Origin of the sequence: uncultured Bacteroides sp. (assembly GCF_937912035.1) — a bacterium.
In the GTDB taxonomy this organism is placed as follows: Bacteria; Bacteroidota; Bacteroidia; order Bacteroidales; family Bacteroidaceae; genus Phocaeicola.
In genome coordinates, this window is record NZ_CALDPF010000015.1 from 22,245 (window position 1) to 43,043 (window position 20,799).

At 43.2% G+C, this 20,799-nt stretch carries 20 protein-coding genes and 1 riboswitch; of the genes, 6 read left to right on the forward strand and 14 right to left on the reverse strand.

The window, feature by feature from the left end:
* Window positions 1–47 precede the first annotated feature (47 nt).
* From Q0486_RS02120 to corA, 4 genes are read right to left on the reverse strand one after another with little or no spacing between them, the layout of a single operon-like run.
* Complete coding sequence (locus Q0486_RS02120) at window positions 48–1,196, reverse strand: site-2 protease family protein (RefSeq protein ID WP_299230026.1); 1,149 nt, start codon at window positions 1,194–1,196, stop codon at window positions 48–50.
* A 16-nt stretch (window positions 1,197–1,212) separates the two neighbouring features.
* A complete protein-coding gene (locus tag Q0486_RS02125) occupies window positions 1,213–2,406 on the reverse strand; it encodes an esterase (protein WP_299230028.1) in 1,194 nt (397 codons plus the stop codon).
* A 40-nt stretch (window positions 2,407–2,446) separates the two neighbouring features.
* A complete protein-coding gene (nth, locus tag Q0486_RS02130; protein ID WP_299230030.1) occupies window positions 2,447–3,094 on the reverse strand; it encodes an endonuclease III in 648 nt (215 codons plus the stop codon).
* Window positions 3,095–3,100: 6 nt separating this feature from the next.
* Window positions 3,101–4,138 (reverse strand): magnesium/cobalt transporter CorA, encoded by a 1,038-nt coding sequence (gene corA, locus Q0486_RS02135; RefSeq protein ID WP_299230032.1) that lies wholly within the window; start codon window positions 4,136–4,138, stop codon window positions 3,101–3,103.
* A gap of 258 nt (window positions 4,139–4,396) precedes the next feature.
* Between corA and Q0486_RS02140 the strand changes: the two genes are divergently transcribed.
* From Q0486_RS02140 to queF, 4 genes are all read left to right on the forward strand, one after another.
* Window positions 4,397–6,586 carry an ATP-dependent RecD-like DNA helicase gene (locus Q0486_RS02140; protein WP_299230034.1) on the forward strand — a complete coding sequence of 730 codons (2,190 nt, stop codon included), beginning with the start codon at window positions 4,397–4,399 and terminating at the stop codon, window positions 6,584–6,586.
* A gap of 533 nt (window positions 6,587–7,119) precedes the next feature.
* On the forward strand, window positions 7,120–7,806 hold the full coding sequence (locus Q0486_RS02145) for a queuosine precursor transporter (protein ID WP_299230036.1): 687 nt from the start codon (window positions 7,120–7,122) through the stop codon (window positions 7,804–7,806).
* A gap of 8 nt (window positions 7,807–7,814) precedes the next feature.
* Window positions 7,815–8,474: a 7-cyano-7-deazaguanine synthase QueC gene (gene queC, locus Q0486_RS02150; RefSeq protein ID WP_299230125.1), complete on the forward strand. Its 660-nt coding sequence runs from the start codon at window positions 7,815–7,817 to the stop codon at window positions 8,472–8,474.
* 175 nt (window positions 8,475–8,649) lie between these two features.
* Entirely contained in the window at window positions 8,650–9,105 is a 456-nt protein-coding gene (queF, locus tag Q0486_RS02155) for a preQ(1) synthase (protein ID WP_287677485.1), read from the forward strand.
* A gap of 89 nt (window positions 9,106–9,194) precedes the next feature.
* On the opposite strand, the gene Q0486_RS02160 is transcribed toward queF, so the two are convergent.
* Window positions 9,195–11,018 (reverse strand): DNA polymerase III subunit gamma/tau, encoded by a 1,824-nt coding sequence (locus tag Q0486_RS02160; protein ID WP_299230041.1) that lies wholly within the window; start codon window positions 11,016–11,018, stop codon window positions 9,195–9,197.
* Window positions 11,019–11,154: 136 nt separating this feature from the next.
* Here Q0486_RS02160 and Q0486_RS02165 point away from each other — a divergent pair, with 136 nt between their 5' ends.
* Both Q0486_RS02165 and Q0486_RS02170 read left to right on the forward strand, forming a co-directional pair.
* Entirely contained in the window at window positions 11,155–11,469 is a 315-nt protein-coding gene (locus Q0486_RS02165; RefSeq protein WP_154044395.1) for a septum formation initiator family protein, read from the forward strand.
* On the forward strand, window positions 11,462–11,803 hold the full coding sequence (locus tag Q0486_RS02170) for a hypothetical protein (RefSeq protein WP_154044396.1): 342 nt from the start codon (window positions 11,462–11,464) through the stop codon (window positions 11,801–11,803). Before Q0486_RS02165 ends, Q0486_RS02170 begins: the two co-directional genes overlap by 8 nt.
* A gap of 70 nt (window positions 11,804–11,873) precedes the next feature.
* Here the strand turns inward: Q0486_RS02170 and Q0486_RS02175 are convergent, their stop codons facing one another.
* The 9 genes from Q0486_RS02175 to thiS form a co-directional block, all read right to left on the reverse strand.
* On the reverse strand, window positions 11,874–13,505 hold the full coding sequence (locus Q0486_RS02175; protein WP_299230046.1) for a radical SAM protein: 1,632 nt from the start codon (window positions 13,503–13,505) through the stop codon (window positions 11,874–11,876).
* A 112-nt stretch (window positions 13,506–13,617) separates the two neighbouring features.
* Entirely contained in the window at window positions 13,618–14,559 is a 942-nt protein-coding gene (locus Q0486_RS02180) for a ribose-phosphate pyrophosphokinase (protein ID WP_299230048.1), read from the reverse strand.
* A gap of 91 nt (window positions 14,560–14,650) precedes the next feature.
* Window positions 14,651–15,259 carry a thiamine phosphate synthase gene (locus tag Q0486_RS02185; RefSeq protein ID WP_299230050.1) on the reverse strand — a complete coding sequence of 203 codons (609 nt, stop codon included), beginning with the start codon at window positions 15,257–15,259 and terminating at the stop codon, window positions 14,651–14,653.
* A 58-nt stretch (window positions 15,260–15,317) separates the two neighbouring features.
* Complete coding sequence (locus Q0486_RS02190; protein ID WP_299230052.1) at window positions 15,318–16,010, reverse strand: HesA/MoeB/ThiF family protein; 693 nt, start codon at window positions 16,008–16,010, stop codon at window positions 15,318–15,320.
* A gap of 80 nt (window positions 16,011–16,090) precedes the next feature.
* The gene (gene thiH, locus Q0486_RS02195) at window positions 16,091–17,227 is read right to left on the reverse strand and encodes a 2-iminoacetate synthase ThiH (protein WP_299230054.1); all 1,137 of its coding nucleotides are present in this window, start codon (window positions 17,225–17,227) and stop codon (window positions 16,091–16,093) included.
* Between the two features lie 11 nt (window positions 17,228–17,238).
* On the reverse strand, window positions 17,239–18,930 hold the full coding sequence (thiC, locus tag Q0486_RS02200; protein WP_204402387.1) for a phosphomethylpyrimidine synthase ThiC: 1,692 nt from the start codon (window positions 18,928–18,930) through the stop codon (window positions 17,239–17,241).
* A gap of 14 nt (window positions 18,931–18,944) precedes the next feature.
* The gene (locus tag Q0486_RS02205; RefSeq protein WP_299230058.1) at window positions 18,945–19,721 is read right to left on the reverse strand and encodes a thiazole synthase; all 777 of its coding nucleotides are present in this window, start codon (window positions 19,719–19,721) and stop codon (window positions 18,945–18,947) included.
* A gap of 24 nt (window positions 19,722–19,745) precedes the next feature.
* On the reverse strand, window positions 19,746–20,396 hold the full coding sequence (locus Q0486_RS02210) for a thiamine phosphate synthase (protein ID WP_299230060.1): 651 nt from the start codon (window positions 20,394–20,396) through the stop codon (window positions 19,746–19,748).
* Between the two features lie 4 nt (window positions 20,397–20,400).
* Window positions 20,401–20,601 carry a sulfur carrier protein ThiS gene (gene thiS, locus Q0486_RS02215; RefSeq protein ID WP_204390857.1) on the reverse strand — a complete coding sequence of 67 codons (201 nt, stop codon included), beginning with the start codon at window positions 20,599–20,601 and terminating at the stop codon, window positions 20,401–20,403.
* A gap of 84 nt (window positions 20,602–20,685) precedes the next feature.
* A riboswitch (TPP riboswitch) is annotated at window positions 20,686–20,787 on the reverse strand.
* Window positions 20,788–20,799 lie beyond the last annotated feature (12 nt).

Below are 20,799 nucleotides of genomic sequence, written 5' to 3' on the forward strand. Positions count from 1 at the left end.
AAGGTTTTAGGGCTTTGGTTGCTCTTTCCGCTTTTTATAAAGAAAATTTACTGCTTGCTTATGTCTCCATAAAGTCCGGAAGTGTATTTCATCAGAGCTTTCTCGCATAAGGCATCGCCTACGTTATAATAACTCTCGGAAATTGTGTTGAAACGTTCCATAATCTTGTCTGCCTTTTCACGGTCTTTATCGTAAATCAGGGCAATGGCATATTGTATTCTTAACGCGGAAGGCCGGAATGTGGCATTCTGGTTCAAGTAATTCATAATGTTCTTGTCATTGATTGCCTCTTCGATTTTGCTTATCTCGCCATTGTTTATCAGATTCAGGAACAGACGTTCCATTGCTATTTCGTTTTTGTATATCTGAATTATTTCATTCCATCTTTCTTCAGCTAAGGCTATCAGACTATGTGCTTTATCGAAGTCCAGCCTGTCAAGTGCCACAGCCAGATCCATGGTAAGGGCACAGACATGAAACGGAGACGACATGTCAAGCCGCTTATTGTCGGAATAATACTCTTCCATAGCTTCGTGAGGCCTTTTGCCGCTTTGTGTTTTTGCCAGAAAACGGAGTGAATCCAGAAACACCTGTGTGGAGAACTTGTCTTCTCTTAGTCGCAATATATTGTAACCGTCGTTTGGGATACCTGAGAAAGTGGAAGGAATACCGTTTACCAGAAAAAAGCATATTCCAACACCGGAAAACAGCATCAGGAATATATTCATATATGGGTTCAGCGACTCGTGGCATGTCCACAGCAACACCCCGCTAATGACAGAAAATATCAGATTGAATATTACGCCTCCAAGATTGTAAAGCATAATCCCGAAATCTGAGTCTCCATTTTCGGGTGGGAGCAGAAGGCATTGCCCTCCGGCACCCGCAAGTTTCATGGTAGAGAGTCTGTAGTGTCCGTCACGCTTGGTCAGTATAAAACCGAATGCCATAAAGGAAATGAATTTCCATCCACGCATCAGAGCAATAGTAAGATGTCCCGTTTCATGTATTATTATCTGCATGAAGATACATACAATCATTATCAGGAATGAAAGCAACAGATTTGTTATGAGAGAAACAAAACCTTGTTCCTTGCCGAAAAAAAATATTAATGAATATCCGATGCATCCTCCAAAAATCAATGACAATACTATAAACAGTATTAAGGCAATGTTTTTCTTTAAAAAACTAATCATGCTATTTTCGGAAGTATTATTTGAAAATCATTGTAGCAAATTCAGACAGATATATTCTCCAGTTGCGCCAGATGTGTCCGCCGTCACTTTCTCTATACACATATTTGTAGTTGTGTTTGTCAAGCAACTTTCTGTACTCCACGTTGGCATCATACAGGAAGTCTGTCTTTCCTATCGCAATCCAGTAAAGTTTAGGGGCTTTGCTGAACTGTTTAGCCAGTTTCTCTTCCATGTTTTTGTAGATATCTGAATCTTTTTCCTTATCGGGAAGTATTGCTGCAGAGAAAAGACCTACATAATCGAATTTGTCCGGATATTCTTTGGAGATATGAAGTGAATGATATCCACCCATTGAAAGACCAGCTATGGCGCGTCCTGATTTTTTATTCTCAACCCTATAATTCTTTTCGATGAATTTCATTATTTCAGGGAAGGTAGTCTCCATGGTACCTTCCATTGTTCTTGGAAGATTCATTGTAGGTTTGTACATTCCTAAAGACGATTCTCCAGGAGCAGCTTCCTGATCTACATTTCCGTTTGGCATCACCACTATCATAGGTTCTGCCTTTCCCTGGGCTATCAGATTATCCATTATCTGTGCTGTCCTTCCAAGAGTGGTCCAGGCATCTTCGTCGCCACCCATTCCGTGAAGCAGATAAAGCACCGGATAGCGCTTGTTGCTGTTTTCATAGCCTGCAGGAGTATAGACTGTCAGTCGGCGGTCATAGCCTAAGGCGTCGCTGTGATACCAGCGCTTTGTTACAGTTCCGTGAGGGACTTTGTTTACACTGTACAAGTCGCCCGGCTCTCCCTTGACAATGAATATATTGAAAACTGATGCTACATCACGGCTTACATAGACATTGTTCGGATCTGTCACTTTCAGACCGTCAACTATGAACGAATAATTGTAAAGCTCTGAAGCCAGAGGTTGTGGAGTGGTATATTCCCAAACACCGTTCTTGCCTTCTTTCAGCTCGGCATCTCCCGGAACGTCCACCTTGCCGAACTTAGTATCCATTTTTTCAGTAGGCAGGAAGTCGCCAGTAACCTTTACCTGAACAGCTTTAGGTGCATGAAAACGGAAAGTTACGGTATTGTCGGGATGTATTTCTGGCGAAGTGATGTTCTGTCCACCCCATAATGATTCTTGGGCGGAACAAGTCAGACTTATAAATAAGGCTGATAATAAAAGATTTATTTTTCTCATGATGCTATAAATATTTTTCTTTGAACCAGGTTGTTATGAGTTATTCCGGCTTGATTTTCAGAGATTCCTTGCATATTCCGTTCAATCCGCATTCCGCACATTTGGGTGAACGTGCAATGCAGACATATCTTCCGTGCAGTATCAGCCAGTGATGAGCTTTAGGAACAATATCCTTTGGAATATATTTCATCAGATAATTCTCAGTGGCGAGCGGAGTGGTGCATGATTTCGGTACCAGACCGATTCTGTGGCTCACGCGGAACACATGTGTATCTACTGCCATTGCTGCTTTATTGAATACCACGCTTTGTATTACATTGGCGGTCTTGCGGCCCACACCAGGTAGTTTCACAAGTTTTTCCAGTGTATCCGGCACAGTGCTGTTATATTCGCTTACGAGCATCTTTGCCATTCCGACGAGGTGTTTGGCTTTATTGTTGGGGTAGCTCACACTGCGGATATACTCGAATATCACTTCTGGAGTGCTTGCAGCAAGTGCTTCGGGAGTAGGGAAGTCGTGAAACAACGGTGGAGTTATCATGTTCACACGCTTGTCAGTACATTGCGCACTAAGTATTACTGCAATGAGCAGTTCAAAAGGGTTTGAGTAATGTAACTCTGTTTCTGCCACCGGCATTGCCTTCTCAAAATATTCTATAACTTTATTGTATAATTCCTGTTTACGCATAGTCTGTTACCATTTTTTGTGTCTGAAAAAGAAGAAAAGTGAAATACCCATAGTCAGCATAAGTCCCCAAGCAAAAAGGTATCCGTATTCCCAGTGAAGTTCGGGCATCCATTCGAAGTTCATTCCCCAAATTCCTGCAAGGAATGTCAGAGGGATGAAGATTGTTGAAACTATGGTGAGTTGTTTCATTATGTCGTTCAGTCGCTGGTCATTTCTTGAAATATATAGGTCTACGATAGCCGTTATCAGGTCACGACAGCTTTCCATTGTCTGAAGTACGAATTGCAGGTGGTCGTTCACATCGTTGAAGAACGGACGTTGTTGTTCGTTCAGCAGTTCGTTGTCGGCATGGAAAAGTTTGTTTATGTGTTCCTTCATCGGGAAAATGCATTTCTTAATGATACGGTAGTTTTTCCTGTATTTCTGTATGTTCTCTATCCCCGGCGCATCCGGATTGTGAGGAACGATTAAAGCTTCTTCCATATCTTCCAGCTCATCTTCCATTGTTGTCAGCACGGACATGAAGTTTGCCATAGAGCTGTTCAGTATTACACTTAGCAGATAGTCCGATTGGCGGTGACGGATCTTCAATGTGTTTTTGTTCAGCGCCGAAAGAATTTCATTGAAGAAGTCTGTTTCTTTTTCTACGAATGTAAGAACATATGATCTGCCTTGAATGATGCACAATTGCATCGATTCATAATCTCTATCCTTATTCATCGTAAGGAGCTTGATGATAATTACATTGTAATCATCGTGCTCTTCCACTTTTGTAAGGTGTTCCGGATTAAGGATATCCTGAGTAGTCAGAAAATCTATGCAGAACATCTGACATATATTTTTTATTTTATCAGTATCCTGCATACCGGTAATCTGTATCCAGTTTATTTCGTCTTCGTTCATTAATTCCTGAAGATGCTCTAGTTCTATATCCTTGTGATACGTGATTGAGTCTTTCTTATAAGAGCACAGATTGATTTTGGTAGGACATATGTTCTCGCCTGTATATCTCAGTTGTTCTGTAAGTAGGTTGTTTTTGGTCATGGTGGAAACTCTTTTTTAATACAGCTTCAAAAGTAAAAATAATATGTGAGATTATAAATATTTGCTATTGGCTATTTGAATATTCCTGTTAAAATTCAAACATTTATCAGTCAATATTTTTGATTTAGTTTCTTTATTACTTTTTTGCTGCGAGTTGAAAAATGTTGCATTTTTTTGAAATAACCTCTATTTTTGTGTTATAGTAGCGGGATTCAGAAGAATCCTGAAGTATTATAAGAATTATAAGAGAAGACGGAAATGCAAAAACTGCGTTGTGTAGTAGAACGTATCACATACCAGAATCCTGAGAATGGATATTCGGTGATGAGGGTGAAGGTAAAAGGTTATGATGAATTGGTTACTCTGGTGGGAAATCTCCTGGAGGTACCGGCAGGGAGTGTTCTTTTGTGTGAGGGCGACTGGAAGGTAGATAAACGCTATGGCAGTCAGTTTGTGGCTCAGACATGGGAAGAGGTGATGCCTGCCACTCTTTACGGCATAGAAAAGTATCTGGGAAGCGGACTGGTAAAAGGTATCGGACCTAAGTTTGCACAGCTCATCGTGAACCGTTTCGGTCTTGATACTATCGAAATCATTGAGACAGATATAAAACGCCTCTATGAAGTGCCGGGAATAGGCCAGAAACGGGTAGAGAAAATAGCTGAGAGTTGGGAAAAACAGAAGGACATTAAAAATGTAATGCTCTTCCTGCAGGGATATGGGGTGAGTACCGCTTATGCCGCAAAGATTTACAGACAATACGGCAAGGAAAGTATTGACACCGTGAAAACCAATCCATATAAACTGGCGGATGATATTTGGGGAATAGGTTTCAAGACAGCCGACACTATTGCCTCTAAAATGGGTTATGAGAAGAATGACCTGCGCAGACTGAAAAGTGGAGTCACATACACATTGAGCCATATGGCTGAGGAAGGTAATGTCTATGCCGAGGAAGAGCAGCTAGTAAAATCTGCAATTGAACTGCTAGATGCCGATGAGGCTCCCGTTCGTCAGGCTATATCCGAGATGCTACAGACTGAAGACCTTATAGCTGATGCCGAAGCCATATATATGCCACCGTTCTATTATGCCGAAGTCGGTACGGCGAATCGCCTGAACAAATTGCTAGACTGTGTGGAAGGCAGTCTGTTCAATATAATTCCTGATATTTCAGTTATATCAAAACAAACGGGGATAGAGTATGACGAAGTGCAGGCAGAAGCCATTCGTGAGGCTGTATCTTCTAAAGTGATGGTCCTTACAGGAGGTCCCGGAACAGGAAAAACTACTACCACACAAGGTATTATAGCGGCCTTGAAAGCTATGGGCCTACGTATTCTGCTTGCAGCGCCGACCGGTCGTGCCGCCAAGCGCATGAGTGAGGCTACCGGGATGGAGGCCAAGACCATCCACCGTCTGTTGGAGTACAATCCTAAAGATGGATATAAACGGAATGATGATAATCCATTGGAGGGAGATGTGCTCATTGTGGACGAGTGCTCAATGATAGACCTCCTGCTGATGAACAATCTGATGAAGGCAATTCCGGGAGGCATGCGTCTTGTATTGGTAGGCGACATCGACCAGTTGCCAAGCGTGGGTGCCGGAAATGTGCTGCGTGACATCATAGACAGCAAGAGAATACCCGTCATCCGTCTGACACGTATTTTCCGTCAGGCACAGGAAAGCCGTATCGTCATGAGTGCGCATGCCATAAATAAAGGTGTATTCCCTGATACAAGCAATGGTAAGAACACTGATTTTTTCTTTATCCAACAAGAGGATCCGGAACAGGCAGTAGATACAATAGTCAAGTTGGTAAAAGAGCGTCTGCCTAATGCGTATAAGCGTGCGACAAGTGATATACAGGTCCTTACACCAATGCAGAGAGGGGTAGTGGGGGCCGCCAATCTCAACATGGCGTTACAGACTGTCTTGAATCCCGGGCAGGTGTCATTGAACCGCAGTGGGTATTCATTCCGTCAGGGAGACCGTGTGATGCAGCTGCGTAATAATTATGATAAAGAGGTATTCAACGGTGATTTGGGCTATATCGAGAGAGTAGATATGGAAGACAGAACATTGTTTGTCTGCTTCGACGGGAGAATGGTGGAATATGATGTATCTGAACTTGACGAGCTGACACTGGCTTATGCTACTACCATTCATAAGTCGCAAGGTTCCGAATATCCCATTGTAGTAATGCCTGTGCTGATGACTCACTATGTAATGCTTCAGCGCAATCTGATCTATACCGGAATTACACGTGCTAAAAAAATCTGTGTGCTGGTAGGTACAAAAAAAGCATTGAGCTTCGCTATACGTAACTTGTCGGTACTGAAACGAAATACAAAGTTGAAGGAACGCCTGAATGCGCTTGAAAGTCAATCTGCAAAAATATATATGGCTGCTGAATCGGACGCAGATTATGGAAAGCGTGGATAATGTATATAATATTTGAAGCATCTAATTCAAAATATGATTTTCTATGAAAAGGAAACGTGACCGTTCAGAGTCTGGACATTTAAGGAGAAAAATTAAAAGACGATCTCAATATCGAACTCAGTCCTCTAAACTTGGTTCCGTATAAGGATGGAAAAGGGTGTAAACTTTATAGAGCGGATGGATCTTCCCGAATATTGTCATGCAGGAAACTGTATGTCAATACAAAGAATGCCAGACGTTTCGTTGAATATGATTTTACGAATCCCAACTTAGATTATACCCTGTCAGTAATTTACAAAGAACGTCTTCGTATTTGTAAAGCCTGGCATTTATATAATCTAATCCGTACTTACAAGATGTTCTTATGGTGGGATTAGAACTGACCATTTAAAATTTAATTTTTCAGCAACATCTTGCATATATCGTAAATACTAAGTACTTTTGCGCCCGAATTAAAAAAACAGAGATCATTAACATGCGATGCCGTGAATAGCGGCCGTGTATTCTAGAACACCACGTAAAAAACAGGAACGATGAAAAAAGAAAATCTCGTATCAGTACCTTTCATGGTCTTGGGTATTGTGTTTTGTGTCTGCCTGGTGGCAGCCAATCTTTTAGAGGCCAAAGTCGTACAATTCGGTCCGATTTCCGTAACTGCTGGACTGATAGTTTTTCCAATCTCTTACATTATCAATGACTGTATTGCCGAAGTATGGGGCTTCCGCAAGGCGCGTCTTATCATCTGGATGGGTTTCCTTATGAACTTCATGGTAGTAGCCCTAGGTAAAGTGGCAGTGGCTCTTCCTGCGGCTCCTTTCTGGGAAGGCGAACAGGCATTCGATTTCGTGTTCGGTCTTGCTCCGCGTATTGCGGCAGCCAGTCTTACAGCCTTTCTTGTAGGTTCATTCATCAATGCTTTCGTTATGAGTAAGATGAAGATAGCTTCGCACGGAAAGAACTTTTCTGCCCGTGCCATTGTTTCAACTTTGGCTGGTGAAGGTGCCGATTCAATCATTTTCTTCCCGTTGGCTTTCGGTGGATTGATGCCTGTGAACGAGTTGTTGAAGATGATGGTTGTGCAGGTAGTTCTGAAAACGCTTTATGAAATCATCATTCTCCCTGTGACTATCAGGGTGGTGAACTACATCAAGCGTGTGGACGATAGCGATGTGTATGATGAGAATATCTCTTATAATGTATTGAAGATTAAGGAGATTTGATTATGACTATGAATAATGAGGCCGCACTGGTAGTGTTCAGTGGCGGTCAGGATTCTACTACTTGTCTGTTCTGGGCAAAGAAACATTTCAAGGAAGTTTATGCGCTTAGTTTCATATATGGTCAGAAACATGTGAAAGAGGTGGAACTGGCGAGAGGGATTGCCGAAAGGGCAGGAGTGCATTTTCACGCAATGGATGTATCGTTCATCGGTCATCTTGGCAAGAATTCTCTTACTGATACTTCCATAGTGATGGACGAGGAGAAGCCTGAAGATTCTTTTCCTAATACTTTCGTGCCGGGAAGAAACCTGTTCTTCCTCAGTATAGCTGCCGTTTATGCGCGTGAGCATGGCATCAGTCATCTGGTTACAGGAGTTTCGCAGACAGACTTCAGCGGTTATCCCGACTGCAGGGATTCGTTTATCAAGTCGCTCAACGTCACTCTCAATCTTGCAATGGACGAGCAGTTCGTGATTCACACTCCGCTGATGTGGATAGACAAGGCGCAGACATGGGCTTTGGCGGACGAGCTTGGAGTGCTTGATCTGATAAGAAACGAAACTCTGACATGCTATAACGGTGTGCAGGGCGACGGATGTGGACATTGCCCGGCGTGTAAGTTGCGTCGCGAGGGACTTGAAAAGTATTTGAACTCGAAAAACAAATAATTTGCCTTTTATTGCTGGTTGCAGATAAAGGATATTTATCTCCACACGTACGTGATGAGATCTCCACACGGCCGTGTCGAGTTCTCCACACGAGCGTGTCAAGTACTCCACACGAACGTGTGGAGATAATTGTTTGAGGACGTTATATCGAATAAAAAGAAAAATTATACATACAATGGAAAGAAAAGAAGAACTGACATTGCTTGGCGGTAACACTGTCTATCGTCAGGACTATGCTCCGGAAGTACTTGAGGCTTTTGTAAACAAGCATCCGGAGAATGATTATTGGGTACGTTTCAACTGCCCTGAGTTTACAAGTCTTTGTCCTATCACCGGACAGCCTGACTTTGCTGAAATCCGTATTAGCTATCTGCCTGACGTGAAGATGGTGGAAAGCAAGAGTCTGAAACTCTATCTGTTCAGTTTCAGAAATCACGGTGACTTCCATGAGGACTGTGTGAATATAATAATGAAGGACCTTATCAAACTGATGGATCCAAAGTATATTGAGGTGACAGGTATATTCACTCCGCGTGGAGGTATCTCTATTTATCCTTATTGTAACTACGGACGTCCGGGTACTAAATATGAGGAACTGGCTGAGTACCGTATGCGCAACCATGATTTGTAATTTTATTGTATACAACAAAAACGAAACAGCTTAATAAACATCTTTGATGATAGTTTATTAAGCTGTTTCGCTTTTATATATGTTTGTTTCTATGATAACTCCAGTCCGAATTCTTCTTTCAGTTTCAGCAGATTAGGATTTTTCTTGCTCATCATCTGGAAACGTTCCACATGGCTGTAGGCTCTGATATTCTCATCGGCTGCACTTACGCGTACAGTCATCCTGATTTTTCTGTTGTGAAGCTGCTCTCTCAAGTGATTCTCTATCTGCGGTGCCAGCTGCTGCATGTATTTCTGAACCATTTCGTTGTCTACTGCCACTTCGAATGTAGTCTGGTCGTCAAGAAGTTTCGGTGACATGTTCATCATTCGTCCTGCATTTGCTCTTTCCTCTTTAGGAAGTCGGGTGGCAAACTCTCTCCAATAGTAGTTCAGGTCTTTTTCATACACATCGTAGTCTTCCCATTCCTTTTCTACCTGCTGGACTTGTGCTGCAGGTTTCTGTGCTGCAACTTCCTCCTGATGCTGTGGCCTTTTCTTTATTGACGGTCCTAGTATTCCCGCTTTTACAACAGGTATTTTCTTTTCCTGGGTAACTTTCAGTCCGTCTGGTAGCTTATGCATCTGCTGTTGTACGGGGTTGTTGCCGTATTGTGGTTGAGGCTCTGAAGTGTTCTGCTGTATCGGTTGCTGCACGTTCTGTACATTAGCCGGTTGCTGCTGGGCTACAGGTTGTTGCTGTGTTGCTGCCGGAGCAGTCTGCTGGTTGAAGATAGGTTTTATCACTTTAGGGCTACGCCCATTGCTGATATCGTCTTCTTCGGATGTTATCTGTGCCAGTTGTATCAGTGTCAGCTCTACCAGAAGTCGCTTGTTCTTGCTCTGTCTGTAGTTCAGATCGCAGTCATTACACAGTTTCATAGCCTTGTAGAGGAACTTCTGTTCGCATTTCTGTGCCTGAGTCTTATATCTTTCTCTGATTGAGGCGCCTACTTCCAGAAGCTGGAGTGTTTGTTCGTCTCGGCTCACGAGGAGGTCGCGGAAGTGTGAACTCAATCCGGTGATGAAGTGATTGCCGTCGAATCCTTTTTTCAATACTTCGTTGAACAGAAGCATACATTCCGAAACCTTATTTTCCAGAATATAATCTGTCAGTTTGAAATAATATTCGTAGTCAAGTACGTTGAGGTTTTCGATGACACTCTTGTAAGTGATGTGTCCGTTTGAGAAACTTGTCACCTGGTCGAAGATTGATAAGGCGTCGCGCATACCTCCGTCTGCTTTCTGTGCTATTACGGTCAGTGCTTCAGGTTCAACGTCTATACCTTCTTTCTGTGCTACTCCCTGAAGATGTTCCACTGTATCAGTAACGCTGATACGGCTGAAGTCATATATCTGACATCGGCTCAGGATAGTAGGCAGAATCTTATGTTTCTCTGTTGTGGCAAGGATGAATATGGCATGATGAGGCGGCTCTTCAAGTGTTTTCAGAAAAGCATTGAAGGCAGCCGTTGACAGCATGTGTACCTCGTCGATGATATATACCTTGTATTTGCCTATCTGTGGCGGGATACGTACCTGCTCTATCAGCGAGCGGATATCTTCCACAGAGTTGTTAGATGCGGCATCCAGCTCATGGATATTGTATGAACGCTGTTCGTTGAATGCCTTACATGATTCGCATTCGTTGCAAGCCTCGCCGTCAGGTTTCGGTGAGAGACAGTTGATGGTTTTAGCAAAAATACGTGCGCATGTGGTTTTTCCTACTCCTCGCGGTCCGCAGAAAAGGTAGGCGTGGGCCAGCTTGTTGTTGGCAATGGCATTCTTCAGAGTCGTTGTGAGCGCACGCTGTCCTACTACGGTGTCGAACGTGGCAGGGCGGTATTTACGTGCTGATACAATATAGTTGTCCATAATCAGGATTGGTTTTTCTTGTTTTGTTAAGTTATGACAAAGATAATTATTTCTGCCGACAATTCATTATGCTATATGAAAGAATTGGGGCTTACAGCATTTATTCTTATATTTGCACCAATAAATATTCTTTATCATGAAAGAGAAGTTGGAAAATATATGGAATTTTGTGCGTCTTCACAAATACGGTGTCACATTGGCTGTATTTGTGCTGATAATTGGTGTTCTGGATGAGAACAGCTGGATTCGCCGTTTGGAACATCGCGCTGAAATAAACAGACTGAATACGGAAATCAGGCATTACAGAAAGCAGTTTGAAGAGGACAGCAAATTGCTGAAGGAAATCTCTACCAATCCGGAGGCACTGGAGAAAGTGGCGCGCGAAAAATACATGATGAAGAAGGAAAACGAAGATATATTTATTTTTGAGCAGGATTTGGAAGATGAATAAACTGGATAATATAATAGCTGTTGCTGGTGCGGTAGTGTTGTTTGTTGGACTGATATTGCAGTTCGTAAAGTTTGAATACGCACCGTATATTTACATTGTCGGGGCACTGATGTTCGGGTGGATTCAGGCAAAGACAGGAAGATACTTTGGTAAGAACATAGTTCTAAAACGACTGAAACGTCAGCAGTTGATAGGGGCTATGCTGCTTGTTATAGCAGGAGTGATGATGATTGTGTGGCATCACAACGAATGGATTTTATGCCTGAGTGTAGCAGCAGTGCTTGAACTATATACTGCATATCGTATCCCGTACGAGGAGAAGAAAGAAGAATAACACGACATTCAGAAAATATTAAAGAGCCGTTCTATGCAAGTATTGTGTAGAGCGGCTCTCGAATTTTATATCAGTTTGTTGCCTTGAATATAGGGATACCTCCCTGTTCGTCAGGATTGAAGGCATACCATATATAATGGTCGTTATCATTAACAGGCAGTTTGCACAGACGCAGACGTTCGTTGTATGTTCCGTAGGCGACTTCCCATGAATCTGGCGGTGTGACATGTTTTGTCCTTATTGCCTCTGCAGGTTCTTTCTTGAGCGACATTCCTGCTTCTATCCATGCCTGAGTGGCATCCAAGGTGTATTTCGGATAATTACTCTTGCAGAATTTGTAAAGAATAATTCCTCTTCTTTCCAGTCCCATTGGTTGGTCTATCACTCCGATGTTTGTGAGATGATCAAGGAAACGGTACAGGAAATCTTCATTCTCTACTATCAGTCGGCGTGTAAGTCTCTGCCATGCCTTGGCATTGTAGAAACCGTCCAAAAGTCGTGAAAGAAGTCTGGCTGTCTGCAGTTCGTCAGATGTAATATCGTTCGTCTTGAGTACTTCGTATGGTGGCAGGGGAGAATATCTTATTCCTAGCTCTTCAGCTCTTCTTCTCATTTCAGTTCCCGGAAGCAGTTTCAGTGATTCCAGCTGAATCTCTCCTGCATTAAGTTCTGCAAGTGTGCGCACGTCTTCGAATATCTCGTTCAGATGATAGTGTGGCAATCCTGCTATAAGGTCTGCATGAGTTTCCATATTCTCGAGTGAGCACAGGAATTTCAGTCCTTTCATCGCATCTTCAAGTTTTCCGGCACGTCGGCTTGTGGTTAGTACTATTTCTCTCAGACTTTGTATTCCTGCTTCCAGATGCAGAAGTCCTTTAGGCATTGACATCAATTCTGCTTTCAGCTCTTCTGACAGTAATGCCGGATGTATTTCAAGATGGAAATTCATGTCCGGATACTCACGAAATAGGGCAAGCAAGGCTTTTGCATAACGGGTGTTGTAGTTGAAAGTGCGATCCAGCACCCTTATGTTTTTAATGCCATGACTGTGAATGATTTCTATCCTTTCTCTGATTGTGTCTATGCTTAGGTTTCGTACAGGTTTGTCACCTCCACTGACGCAAAAGGCACAAGTGTTGAAACATCCTCTGGTTGTCTCCAGTTGTACGAATGGTTTGTCCCAGTTGAACAGTTCGCTCTTTTCAGGATATTCCAGAGCAGTGAAGTCCGCAACTCTTGCCATACCGTTGTCGTGGTATTCTCCATTATCATCCATATAGCATAGTCCGGCAATGTTCTTCCATTCCTCCTTATTGTCGAAATGCTTCATCCACTGCTTGAATCCTATTTCACCTTCACCCCTGAATACCGCTTCTATAAAATCATTTGTTGTAAGGAATTTTCTGTTATCTCCAAGAAACTCCGGGCCTCCTAGGATTATCCGGCATTGTGGCAATAGTGATTTCACACGGCATGTTATATGCAATAGTGCTTCGTGGTTGAAGAGCCAGCAAGTAGATGCAACGATATCAGGCTTGTGTTTATAGATCTGTTCTGCTACCATTCCCGGATTTTCGTTTATAGTAGCCGAAACCTTAACCCAAACGATGCTTTTGTCGTCTGCCAGCTGGGCGTGCAAGGCCGGCAGTGCAAGTGATGAATGTGCATACGAACTGTTCAAGTCTAACCAGAGTAATTTCATATATCAAAAATGAGAGTAAGAATATATTACAAAAGAAAGCGAAGAACCACAATAAGCCGGCTGTATCAGGCTTTATGATTCTTCGCTTTATATTTTTATATTGCGATGAATATTAAGGAATCAGGTACTGTGAGCTGATTGATTCGTTAGTCATCACGCGACGGATAGTTTCAGCGAACATGTCTGCAATTGAAAGCTGTTTAACCTTAGCGCAACGGTTTGCGTATGGAATACTGTCTGTAAATACAATTTCTTCCAACTGAGAGTTCTGTACACGTTCAGAAGCAGGACCTGACATAACGCAGTGTGAAGCGATAGCTCTGACTGAGTTTGCTCCGGCTTCTTTCATGATGTCTGCAGCCTTAGTGATAGTGCCGGCTGTATCAACCATGTCGTCAACAAGAACAACATCTTTTCCTTTTACGTCACCGATAATCTGCATAGAAGCTACTACGTTGGCTTTTTCACGAGTCTTGTGGCAAAGAACCAATGGAACATCGAGGAATTTAGCGTATGTGCTGGCACGCTTAGAACCTCCAACGTCAGGAGTAGCTATTACAAGATTCTCCAGATTCAATGACTGAATGTATGGAGCGAAGATTGTAGATGCATACAAGTGGTCAACAGGAATATCGAAGAATCCCTGGATCTGGTCTGCATGAAGGTCCATTGTAATCAGACGATCGATTCCTGCTACGCTGAGAAGGTTCGCTACAAGCTTGGCACCGATAGAAACACGTGGTTTGTCCTTGCGGTCCTGGCGAGCCCAACCAAAGTAAGGAACTACTGCAATAATACTCTTTGCAGAAGCACGCTTAGCAGCATCAATCATAAGGAGAAGCTCCATAAGATTGTCTGAGTTAGGGAATGTTGACTGAACAAGGAATACGTGCTGACCACGGATTGACTCTTCATAAGATACAGCGAACTCTCCGTCAGCAAAGTGAGTAATTTTCATGTTACCAAGTTCGCATCCTAAACTGTTGCAGATTTTTTCTGCCAAGTATCTCGAGTTTGTACCAGAGAATACTTTAAAAGGTGATTGTACGTTCATTGTAAATAGATATATTGCCTTGATTTGTTTGCAAAGTTATACCATTTATATAAGTATGTCAAACGTTTTGCAGGAAAAATACAATAAGTATTTAGTCAGCAAGACGTTTTAACTTTCTGAAATGGTCTATAAGTTCTTGATAATTGTTGTCTGAACTATGGTTGAATTTAGACCACAGCCCTCCCAAAACGGCTGCTCCTCCAAACCCGAAATCCTTGACTCTTAGTATGTTCTCTTCATCTATACCCCCTAACGCGATGACTTTCTTGTCTATAATGTCAGCCTTAACAGCCTCACGTATAGCTTCAGGAGTGAACTTTGATGAATATCCTTCTTTTGATATACTGTCGAATATAGGACTGAGAAAAACATAGTCGCAAGTCTTTTTGTCTTCCTTTACTTCTTCGAGTGTATGACAGGAAGCGCTTATATGTCCGGAATAATTGTCCGGTGCTATAGGATTGCGGCTGTTCAGGTGAATACCTTTCAACTTATATTCATTACATAAGTAGAAATGGTCGTGTATTACGATTTTCTTATGATATTTTTCCGGAATGAGCGTGAGCAGTCTTTCTGCGTAAACCGCTTCTGTTCCGGGTTTGCGAAGATGCAATGTGTCTAACCCTTCTTCGAAGAGTGCATTTAATATTTGGTCCTCCTCTACAAAATATTCTGGAGTTGTTATCAATATCAGTTTCATGTGTGTACCACTAAATCTGGACGCAAAGTTAGTAACCAAAATGAAATATTCCTAATCTTTACAGTAAAATCGTATTTGTTTGCAATGTTTTCAGGTCTATAAACCATAGTTTGTCTGAAAGAATTTCTCCAAAACCGCAAATTATCTTGATTACTTCGTTTGCCTGCACGCAGCCTACCAGACCTGGGGTTACTCCAATTACTCCTTTGGGAGGGGCTGGCATTGACAGCATTTCTTCTTCATCGGGAAACAGGTCTCTATAGTTTTTCCCGCCCTGGTAGTTGAATACGGATACCTGCCCGTCGAAGGCCCTTATTGCACCGTAAACATACGTTTTCCCCAGTTTGACGCATGTATCATTTATGATGTAGCGAGTCTCGAAATTATCGCAGCCGTCAACTACTATATCATATTTACCGATTATATCTTCAGCATTTTCTGCGGTAAGGCGAGTATTGTAAGTATCAATCTTTATCAGACTGTTCAGTGCATTCAGCTTTTTTTGTGCTTGAATAGCTTTAGACTGACCGATTTCGATTTCTGAATACAGAACTTGTCTTTGCAGATTGCTTTCGCTAACCACATCATCGTCTATCAGGCCTATGTTTCCTACTCCTGCACCTGTAAGATATAATGCTATAGGCGAACCGAGACCACCCACACCTACAATAAGTACCTTTGCGTTTTTTAGTTTTTCTTGCCCGCTTTCTCCTAATTCCGGTAGAATGATTTGTCTGTTGTATCTTTCCATTTTTATATTAAAGTAAAAAAAATACCGGCGGCATCAGATATTTTGATTATATCGATGCTGTCGGTACTGAATGTGTGTAATCAGACAGCCTTTCTTGTCTTTATGCAGTCGAACGATGCATCCCAGTCCTTCCATACCGGTTCACGTCCCAATGCTTTTAAAGCTTTATCTATTTCTACGGCTGTACGTTCGTCGCTTACATGGAATTGTTCAAGTGCCTGAGGATATGTGTAGTAACCTCCGGGTTCGGTCTTGCTTTCTGCACTCATGGTTGTAACACCTAATGAAGCCATGTTATCGCGGATATGTGCCGGCTCGCGTGTAGAGTAGGAGATATCTACATCGTGGTCGAATATACGCATGGCGAAAGTTACCTGAGCCAGCTCCTTGTCACTCATGATGACGTTAGGCTGGAAACCTTCATTCTCTGCCGGACGCATACGCGGGAAGTTTACGCTGTATTTAGTCTTCCAGTAATGTTTCTGCAGATAACGAAGATGATATGCCATCATGGTTACGTCTGTACGCCAGTCTTCCAGTCCTATTAGTACCCCCATGCCGATAGAGTGAACACCAGCTTGTCCCATACGGTCAAAACCGTTTACACGCCATTCGAATTTCGATTTCATTCCCCTAGGGTGGTAGATATTGTATCTGGCTTTGTTATATGTTTCCTGGAAACAGATAACTCCGTTCAATCCGTGTGTTACCAGTTCTGCATATTCCTCAGTCTTAAGAGGCATTACCTCTATTTTAAGGTTTGAGAAGTAAGGCTTTGCTAGATCCAGTGCTTTGGCAATATAAGGAACACCTGCTTTTGCCGGGTTTTCTCCTGTTACGATAAGCAGATTTTCGAACGGGCCGAGTTTCTTAATGGCTTTGTATTCGTTCTCAATTTCTTCTGGTGTAAGTATGGTACGTGCCATCGGGTTGCTGATGTGGAATCCGCAATACACGCATGAGTTTGTACATGAATTTGTTATATACAATGGTATGAACATAGACATTGTACGTCCGAAACGTTCCTCAGTGTATTTTTTACTGAGTCGCGCCATCGGTTCAAGAAATTTTTCGGCAGCCGGAGAGATGAGTGCCATAAAGTCATCTACGTCACAACGACTTTTGCCGAGTGCGCGTATAACGTCTGCCTCGGTTTTTGAGTATATGGCTTTGGTCGTTTCCTCCCAGCTTATTTTTTCAAGTTCGTCACTAAACATGTTTCTTAGTTTTAAATATTCTTTAAATCGCGACTTAATTTCATCGCGCAGAAGTTAGGACCGCACATTGTACAGTATTCACCGTCTGTGTGGCGTCCTTCATTGAAATATTCAAGGGCACGGTCAGGGTCCAGTGAAAGGTGGAACTGGTCGCGCCAACGGAATTCGTAGCGGGCCTTGCTGAGGGCGTTGTCGCGAATCTGTGCTCCCGGATGTCCTTTTGCAAGGTCGGCAGCATGAGCGGCAATCTTGTATGTGATTACACCTGTACGTACATCCTCGCGGTTAGGCAAGCCGAGGTGTTCCTTTGGAGTTACATAGCAGAGCATTGCAGTACCAAGCCAACCAATCTGGGCAGCACCGATGGCTGATGTGATATGGTCGTAACCCGGAGCGATATCTGTTACAAGAGGGCCGAGTGTATAGAACGGGGCATTGTGACAGGACTTGATCTGGCGTTCCATGTTCTCCTGTATCTTGTGCAAAGGTACATGTCCCGGTCCTTCGATGAATGCCTGTACGTTTTTGTTCCATGCGCGGAGTACAAGTTCACCCAGTGTGTCAAGTTCTGCAAACTGTGCCTCGTCGTTGGCATCGTAGATAGAGCCCGGGCGGAGACCGTCGCCCAATGAAACTGCTACGTCATACTGAGCAAGGATATCGCAAATCTCGTCGAAATGTTCATAAAGGAAAGACTCCTTATTATATATCTTGCACCACTTGCTCATGATACTTCCGCCACGGCTAACGATACCGCAAAGGCGCTTGTCTGCTAGATGTACATTGTGTAGACGAATTCCGGCATGAATAGTGAAGTAGTCAACACCCTGCTCGCACTGCTCTATCAGTGTGTCCTTATATATCTCCCAGTTGAGGTCTTCTACCTTACCGTTTACTTTCTCCAAAGCCTGATAGATAGGCACTGTACCTACCGGAACAGGACAGTTGCGTACAATCCATTCGCGAGTCTCGTGGATGTTTGCACCTGTAGAAAGGTCCATCAGAGTGTCGCCACCCCATTTGCAGCTCCACACAGCCTTGTCCACTTCTTCGTCGATGCTTGAAGTAGTGGCAGAGTTGCCGATGTTGGTATTGATTTTCACAAGGAAATTGCGTCCAATAATCATAGGTTCCGATTCCGGGTGATTGATGTTTGCAGGCAATACGGCACGTCCGGCAGCAATCTCGTCGCGTACAAATTCCGGAGTGATATATGTTTCGATACCTAGTTCGCGGCAGTTCATGTTCTCGCGGATGGCTACATATTCCATTTCAGGAGTTACGATACCCTGCTTTGCATAATACATCTGAGTACAGCACTTACCTTCCTTGGCACGGTATGGCAATGCGATATGTTCGAAACGGAGATGATCGAGAGATTTATCGTCACGGCGCATCTTTCCGTATTCTGAAGTGATTGAAGGCAACTGCTCCACGTCACCTCGTGATGTAATCCAGCTCTCACGCATACGTGGCAATCCTTTCTTCAGGTCAATCTCAATATTAGGATCGCTGAAAGGACCGCTTGTATCATATATATATACAGGGGCGTTCGGTGTCATCACTTTCTCGCCGTCAACGATGTTGACAGTAGGAGTGAGGTTTACTTTCTGCATACCTACTTTAATGAAAGGGAACATTGTGCCTTGCATGTAGGCTTTTTCTGCATGGGCGTATGCTTTTTTATCTTTTTCCTGGTCCATGTAATTTGTTGAGTTTATTCGTTTAAAAATGAAGTTAAAGGAGATGAAGCAGAAGCTACAAGGTTGTCAGCCTGAATGCCTAATCCTGCTTCGTATGCACGGCGGCCGGCGATGACAGCTTCCTTGAATGCTATGGCCATTTCCACTGGATTACCAGCAACTGCGATTGCTGTGTTTACAAGGCAGGCTGCCGCACCCATTTCCATAGCTTCGGCAGCATGGCTTGGAGCGCCAATACCAGCATCGACTACTACAGGAACATTGCTCTGTTCGATGATGATGCGAAGGAAATCGCGAGTCTGCAAACCTTTGTTTGTACCTATAGGAGCAGCAAGGGGCATCACAGTAGCCGCACCTGCTTCTTCCAGACGCTTGCAGAGTGTAGGGTCGGCCTGGCAGTAAGGAAGGACTACGAAACCGAGTTTTACCAGTTCTTCTGTAGCCTTAAGTGTTTCTGTTGAGTCCGGCAACAGGTAGCGAGGGTCCGGATGTATTTCCAGTTTCAGCCAGTTTGTGCCGAATGCTTCACGGGCCATCTGTGCGGCAAAGACAGCTTCTTCCGCTGTACGCACACCTGAAGTGTTTGGCAACAGCTGTATATGAGGATGAACGATATGGCGCAACATGTCGTCTTCCTTGTCATCAAGTTCGATACGTTTCATGGCTACAGTCACCATTTCTGTGCCTGATGCCAGGATGGCTTCTTCCATCTGCTGGTTTGAGTTGAATTTTCCTGTTCCCAGGAAAAGGCGGGAATCGAATTCACGACCCGCAATAATAAGTTTTTCCATATATATTATGAGTTTTTTGAGTTCTTAAATCTGACGGCTACTTCTTTCTACCATTTCTACAATTCTACTAGTTTCTTCCACCGGATTTTCAGCTCTTAGTATAGTTCCGCTCAGCGCAATACCAGTCACTCCGGTTTGCATTATTTCAGGAATATCATCAATCGTGATACCGCCTATTGCGACTATCGGCAGGTTGATTCCTTCAGCTTTCATCTGACTGGTGATTGAACGGTAGCCTTCAAGACCTAATATCGGGCTTAATTTCTTCTTCGTGGTTGTGAAACGGAACGGGCCGCAACCAATATAGTCGGCACCTGAAAGGTAATGTGCCTTTACGTCATCGAAAGTATTGGCTGTTCCACCTATAATGAATTCATTTCCCAATATTCTTCTTGCTTCAGCTATAGGCATGTCGTTCTTCCCGAGATGCACACCATCTACCTTCAGTTTCTTGACAAGTTCCACACGGTCGTCTATGATGAAGGTTGCATTATGCTGTCTGCATAATTCCTGAACCTTTACGGCAATTGCCTCTACTTCCTCGTCGGAAGCATCCTTCATGCGCAATTGAATCCATCGGCAACCGCCTTCAAGAGCCATACGTGCCGAATCCAGATAAGAATACTGTTCTGTGAAATGAGTGATGAGCTGTAATTTGAATGCTTTAGTATCCATATTATTATCCTCCGCAAGCTGCTTTTATTATGACAAGACTGTCGCCTTCCTTGATTTCCTGTTCAGCCCACTGGCTACGGGGAATCATACGGTTATTAAGAGCAACTGCCACTCCCTGCTGTGGAAGTTCAAGCTGTTGTGCAAGCGATGCAACATTATTGCCTTGAGTGAGCTCTGTCTCTTTGTTGTTTACTTGTATTTTCATAAATGACTTGTTTTAAAATGTTAGTCAAAGCAAACACAAAGAGAATGTAAGAATTACAGTTTGAGAGAATATCTTATGACGGATGTCTTTTTTGAGGACAATCCCTTCGTCGGTATTAACCGCATCAGGTTCATAGGGTATAATCTCAGCCCGGGTTTTATTCTTTGGGCACCCCTTTGTCTTTACTTCGGACGCAAA

Coding starts and splice junctions, on each gene's coding strand:
- Q0486_RS02120 (WP_299230026.1), bottom strand. CDS start 1,196: ATGATTAGTTTTTTAAAGAAAAACATTGCCTTAATACTGTTTATAGTA.
- Q0486_RS02125 (WP_299230028.1), bottom strand. CDS start 2,406: ATGAGAAAAATAAATCTTTTATTATCAGCCTTATTTATAAGTCTGACT.
- nth (WP_299230030.1), bottom strand. CDS start 3,094: ATGCGTAAACAGGAATTATACAATAAAGTTATAGAATATTTTGAGAAG.
- corA (WP_299230032.1), bottom strand. CDS start 4,138: ATGACCAAAAACAACCTACTTACAGAACAACTGAGATATACAGGCGAG.
- Q0486_RS02140 (WP_299230034.1), top strand. CDS start 4,397: ATGCAAAAACTGCGTTGTGTAGTAGAACGTATCACATACCAGAATCCT.
- Q0486_RS02145 (WP_299230036.1), top strand. CDS start 7,120: ATGAAAAAAGAAAATCTCGTATCAGTACCTTTCATGGTCTTGGGTATT.
- queC (WP_299230125.1), top strand. CDS start 7,815: ATGAATAATGAGGCCGCACTGGTAGTGTTCAGTGGCGGTCAGGATTCT.
- queF (WP_287677485.1), top strand. CDS start 8,650: ATGGAAAGAAAAGAAGAACTGACATTGCTTGGCGGTAACACTGTCTAT.
- Q0486_RS02160 (WP_299230041.1), bottom strand. CDS start 11,018: ATGGACAACTATATTGTATCAGCACGTAAATACCGCCCTGCCACGTTC.
- Q0486_RS02165 (WP_154044395.1), top strand. CDS start 11,155: ATGAAAGAGAAGTTGGAAAATATATGGAATTTTGTGCGTCTTCACAAA.
- Q0486_RS02170 (WP_154044396.1), top strand. CDS start 11,462: ATGAATAAACTGGATAATATAATAGCTGTTGCTGGTGCGGTAGTGTTG.
- Q0486_RS02175 (WP_299230046.1), bottom strand. CDS start 13,505: ATGAAATTACTCTGGTTAGACTTGAACAGTTCGTATGCACATTCATCA.
- Q0486_RS02180 (WP_299230048.1), bottom strand. CDS start 14,559: ATGAACGTACAATCACCTTTTAAAGTATTCTCTGGTACAAACTCGAGA.
- Q0486_RS02185 (WP_299230050.1), bottom strand. CDS start 15,259: ATGAAACTGATATTGATAACAACTCCAGAATATTTTGTAGAGGAGGAC.
- Q0486_RS02190 (WP_299230052.1), bottom strand. CDS start 16,010: ATGGAAAGATACAACAGACAAATCATTCTACCGGAATTAGGAGAAAGC.
- thiH (WP_299230054.1), bottom strand. CDS start 17,227: ATGTTTAGTGACGAACTTGAAAAAATAAGCTGGGAGGAAACGACCAAA.
- thiC (WP_204402387.1), bottom strand. CDS start 18,930: ATGGACCAGGAAAAAGATAAAAAAGCATACGCCCATGCAGAAAAAGCC.
- Q0486_RS02205 (WP_299230058.1), bottom strand. CDS start 19,721: ATGGAAAAACTTATTATTGCGGGTCGTGAATTCGATTCCCGCCTTTTC.
- Q0486_RS02210 (WP_299230060.1), bottom strand. CDS start 20,396: ATGGATACTAAAGCATTCAAATTACAGCTCATCACTCATTTCACAGAA.
- thiS (WP_204390857.1), bottom strand. CDS start 20,601: ATGAAAATACAAGTAAACAACAAAGAGACAGAGCTCACTCAAGGCAAT.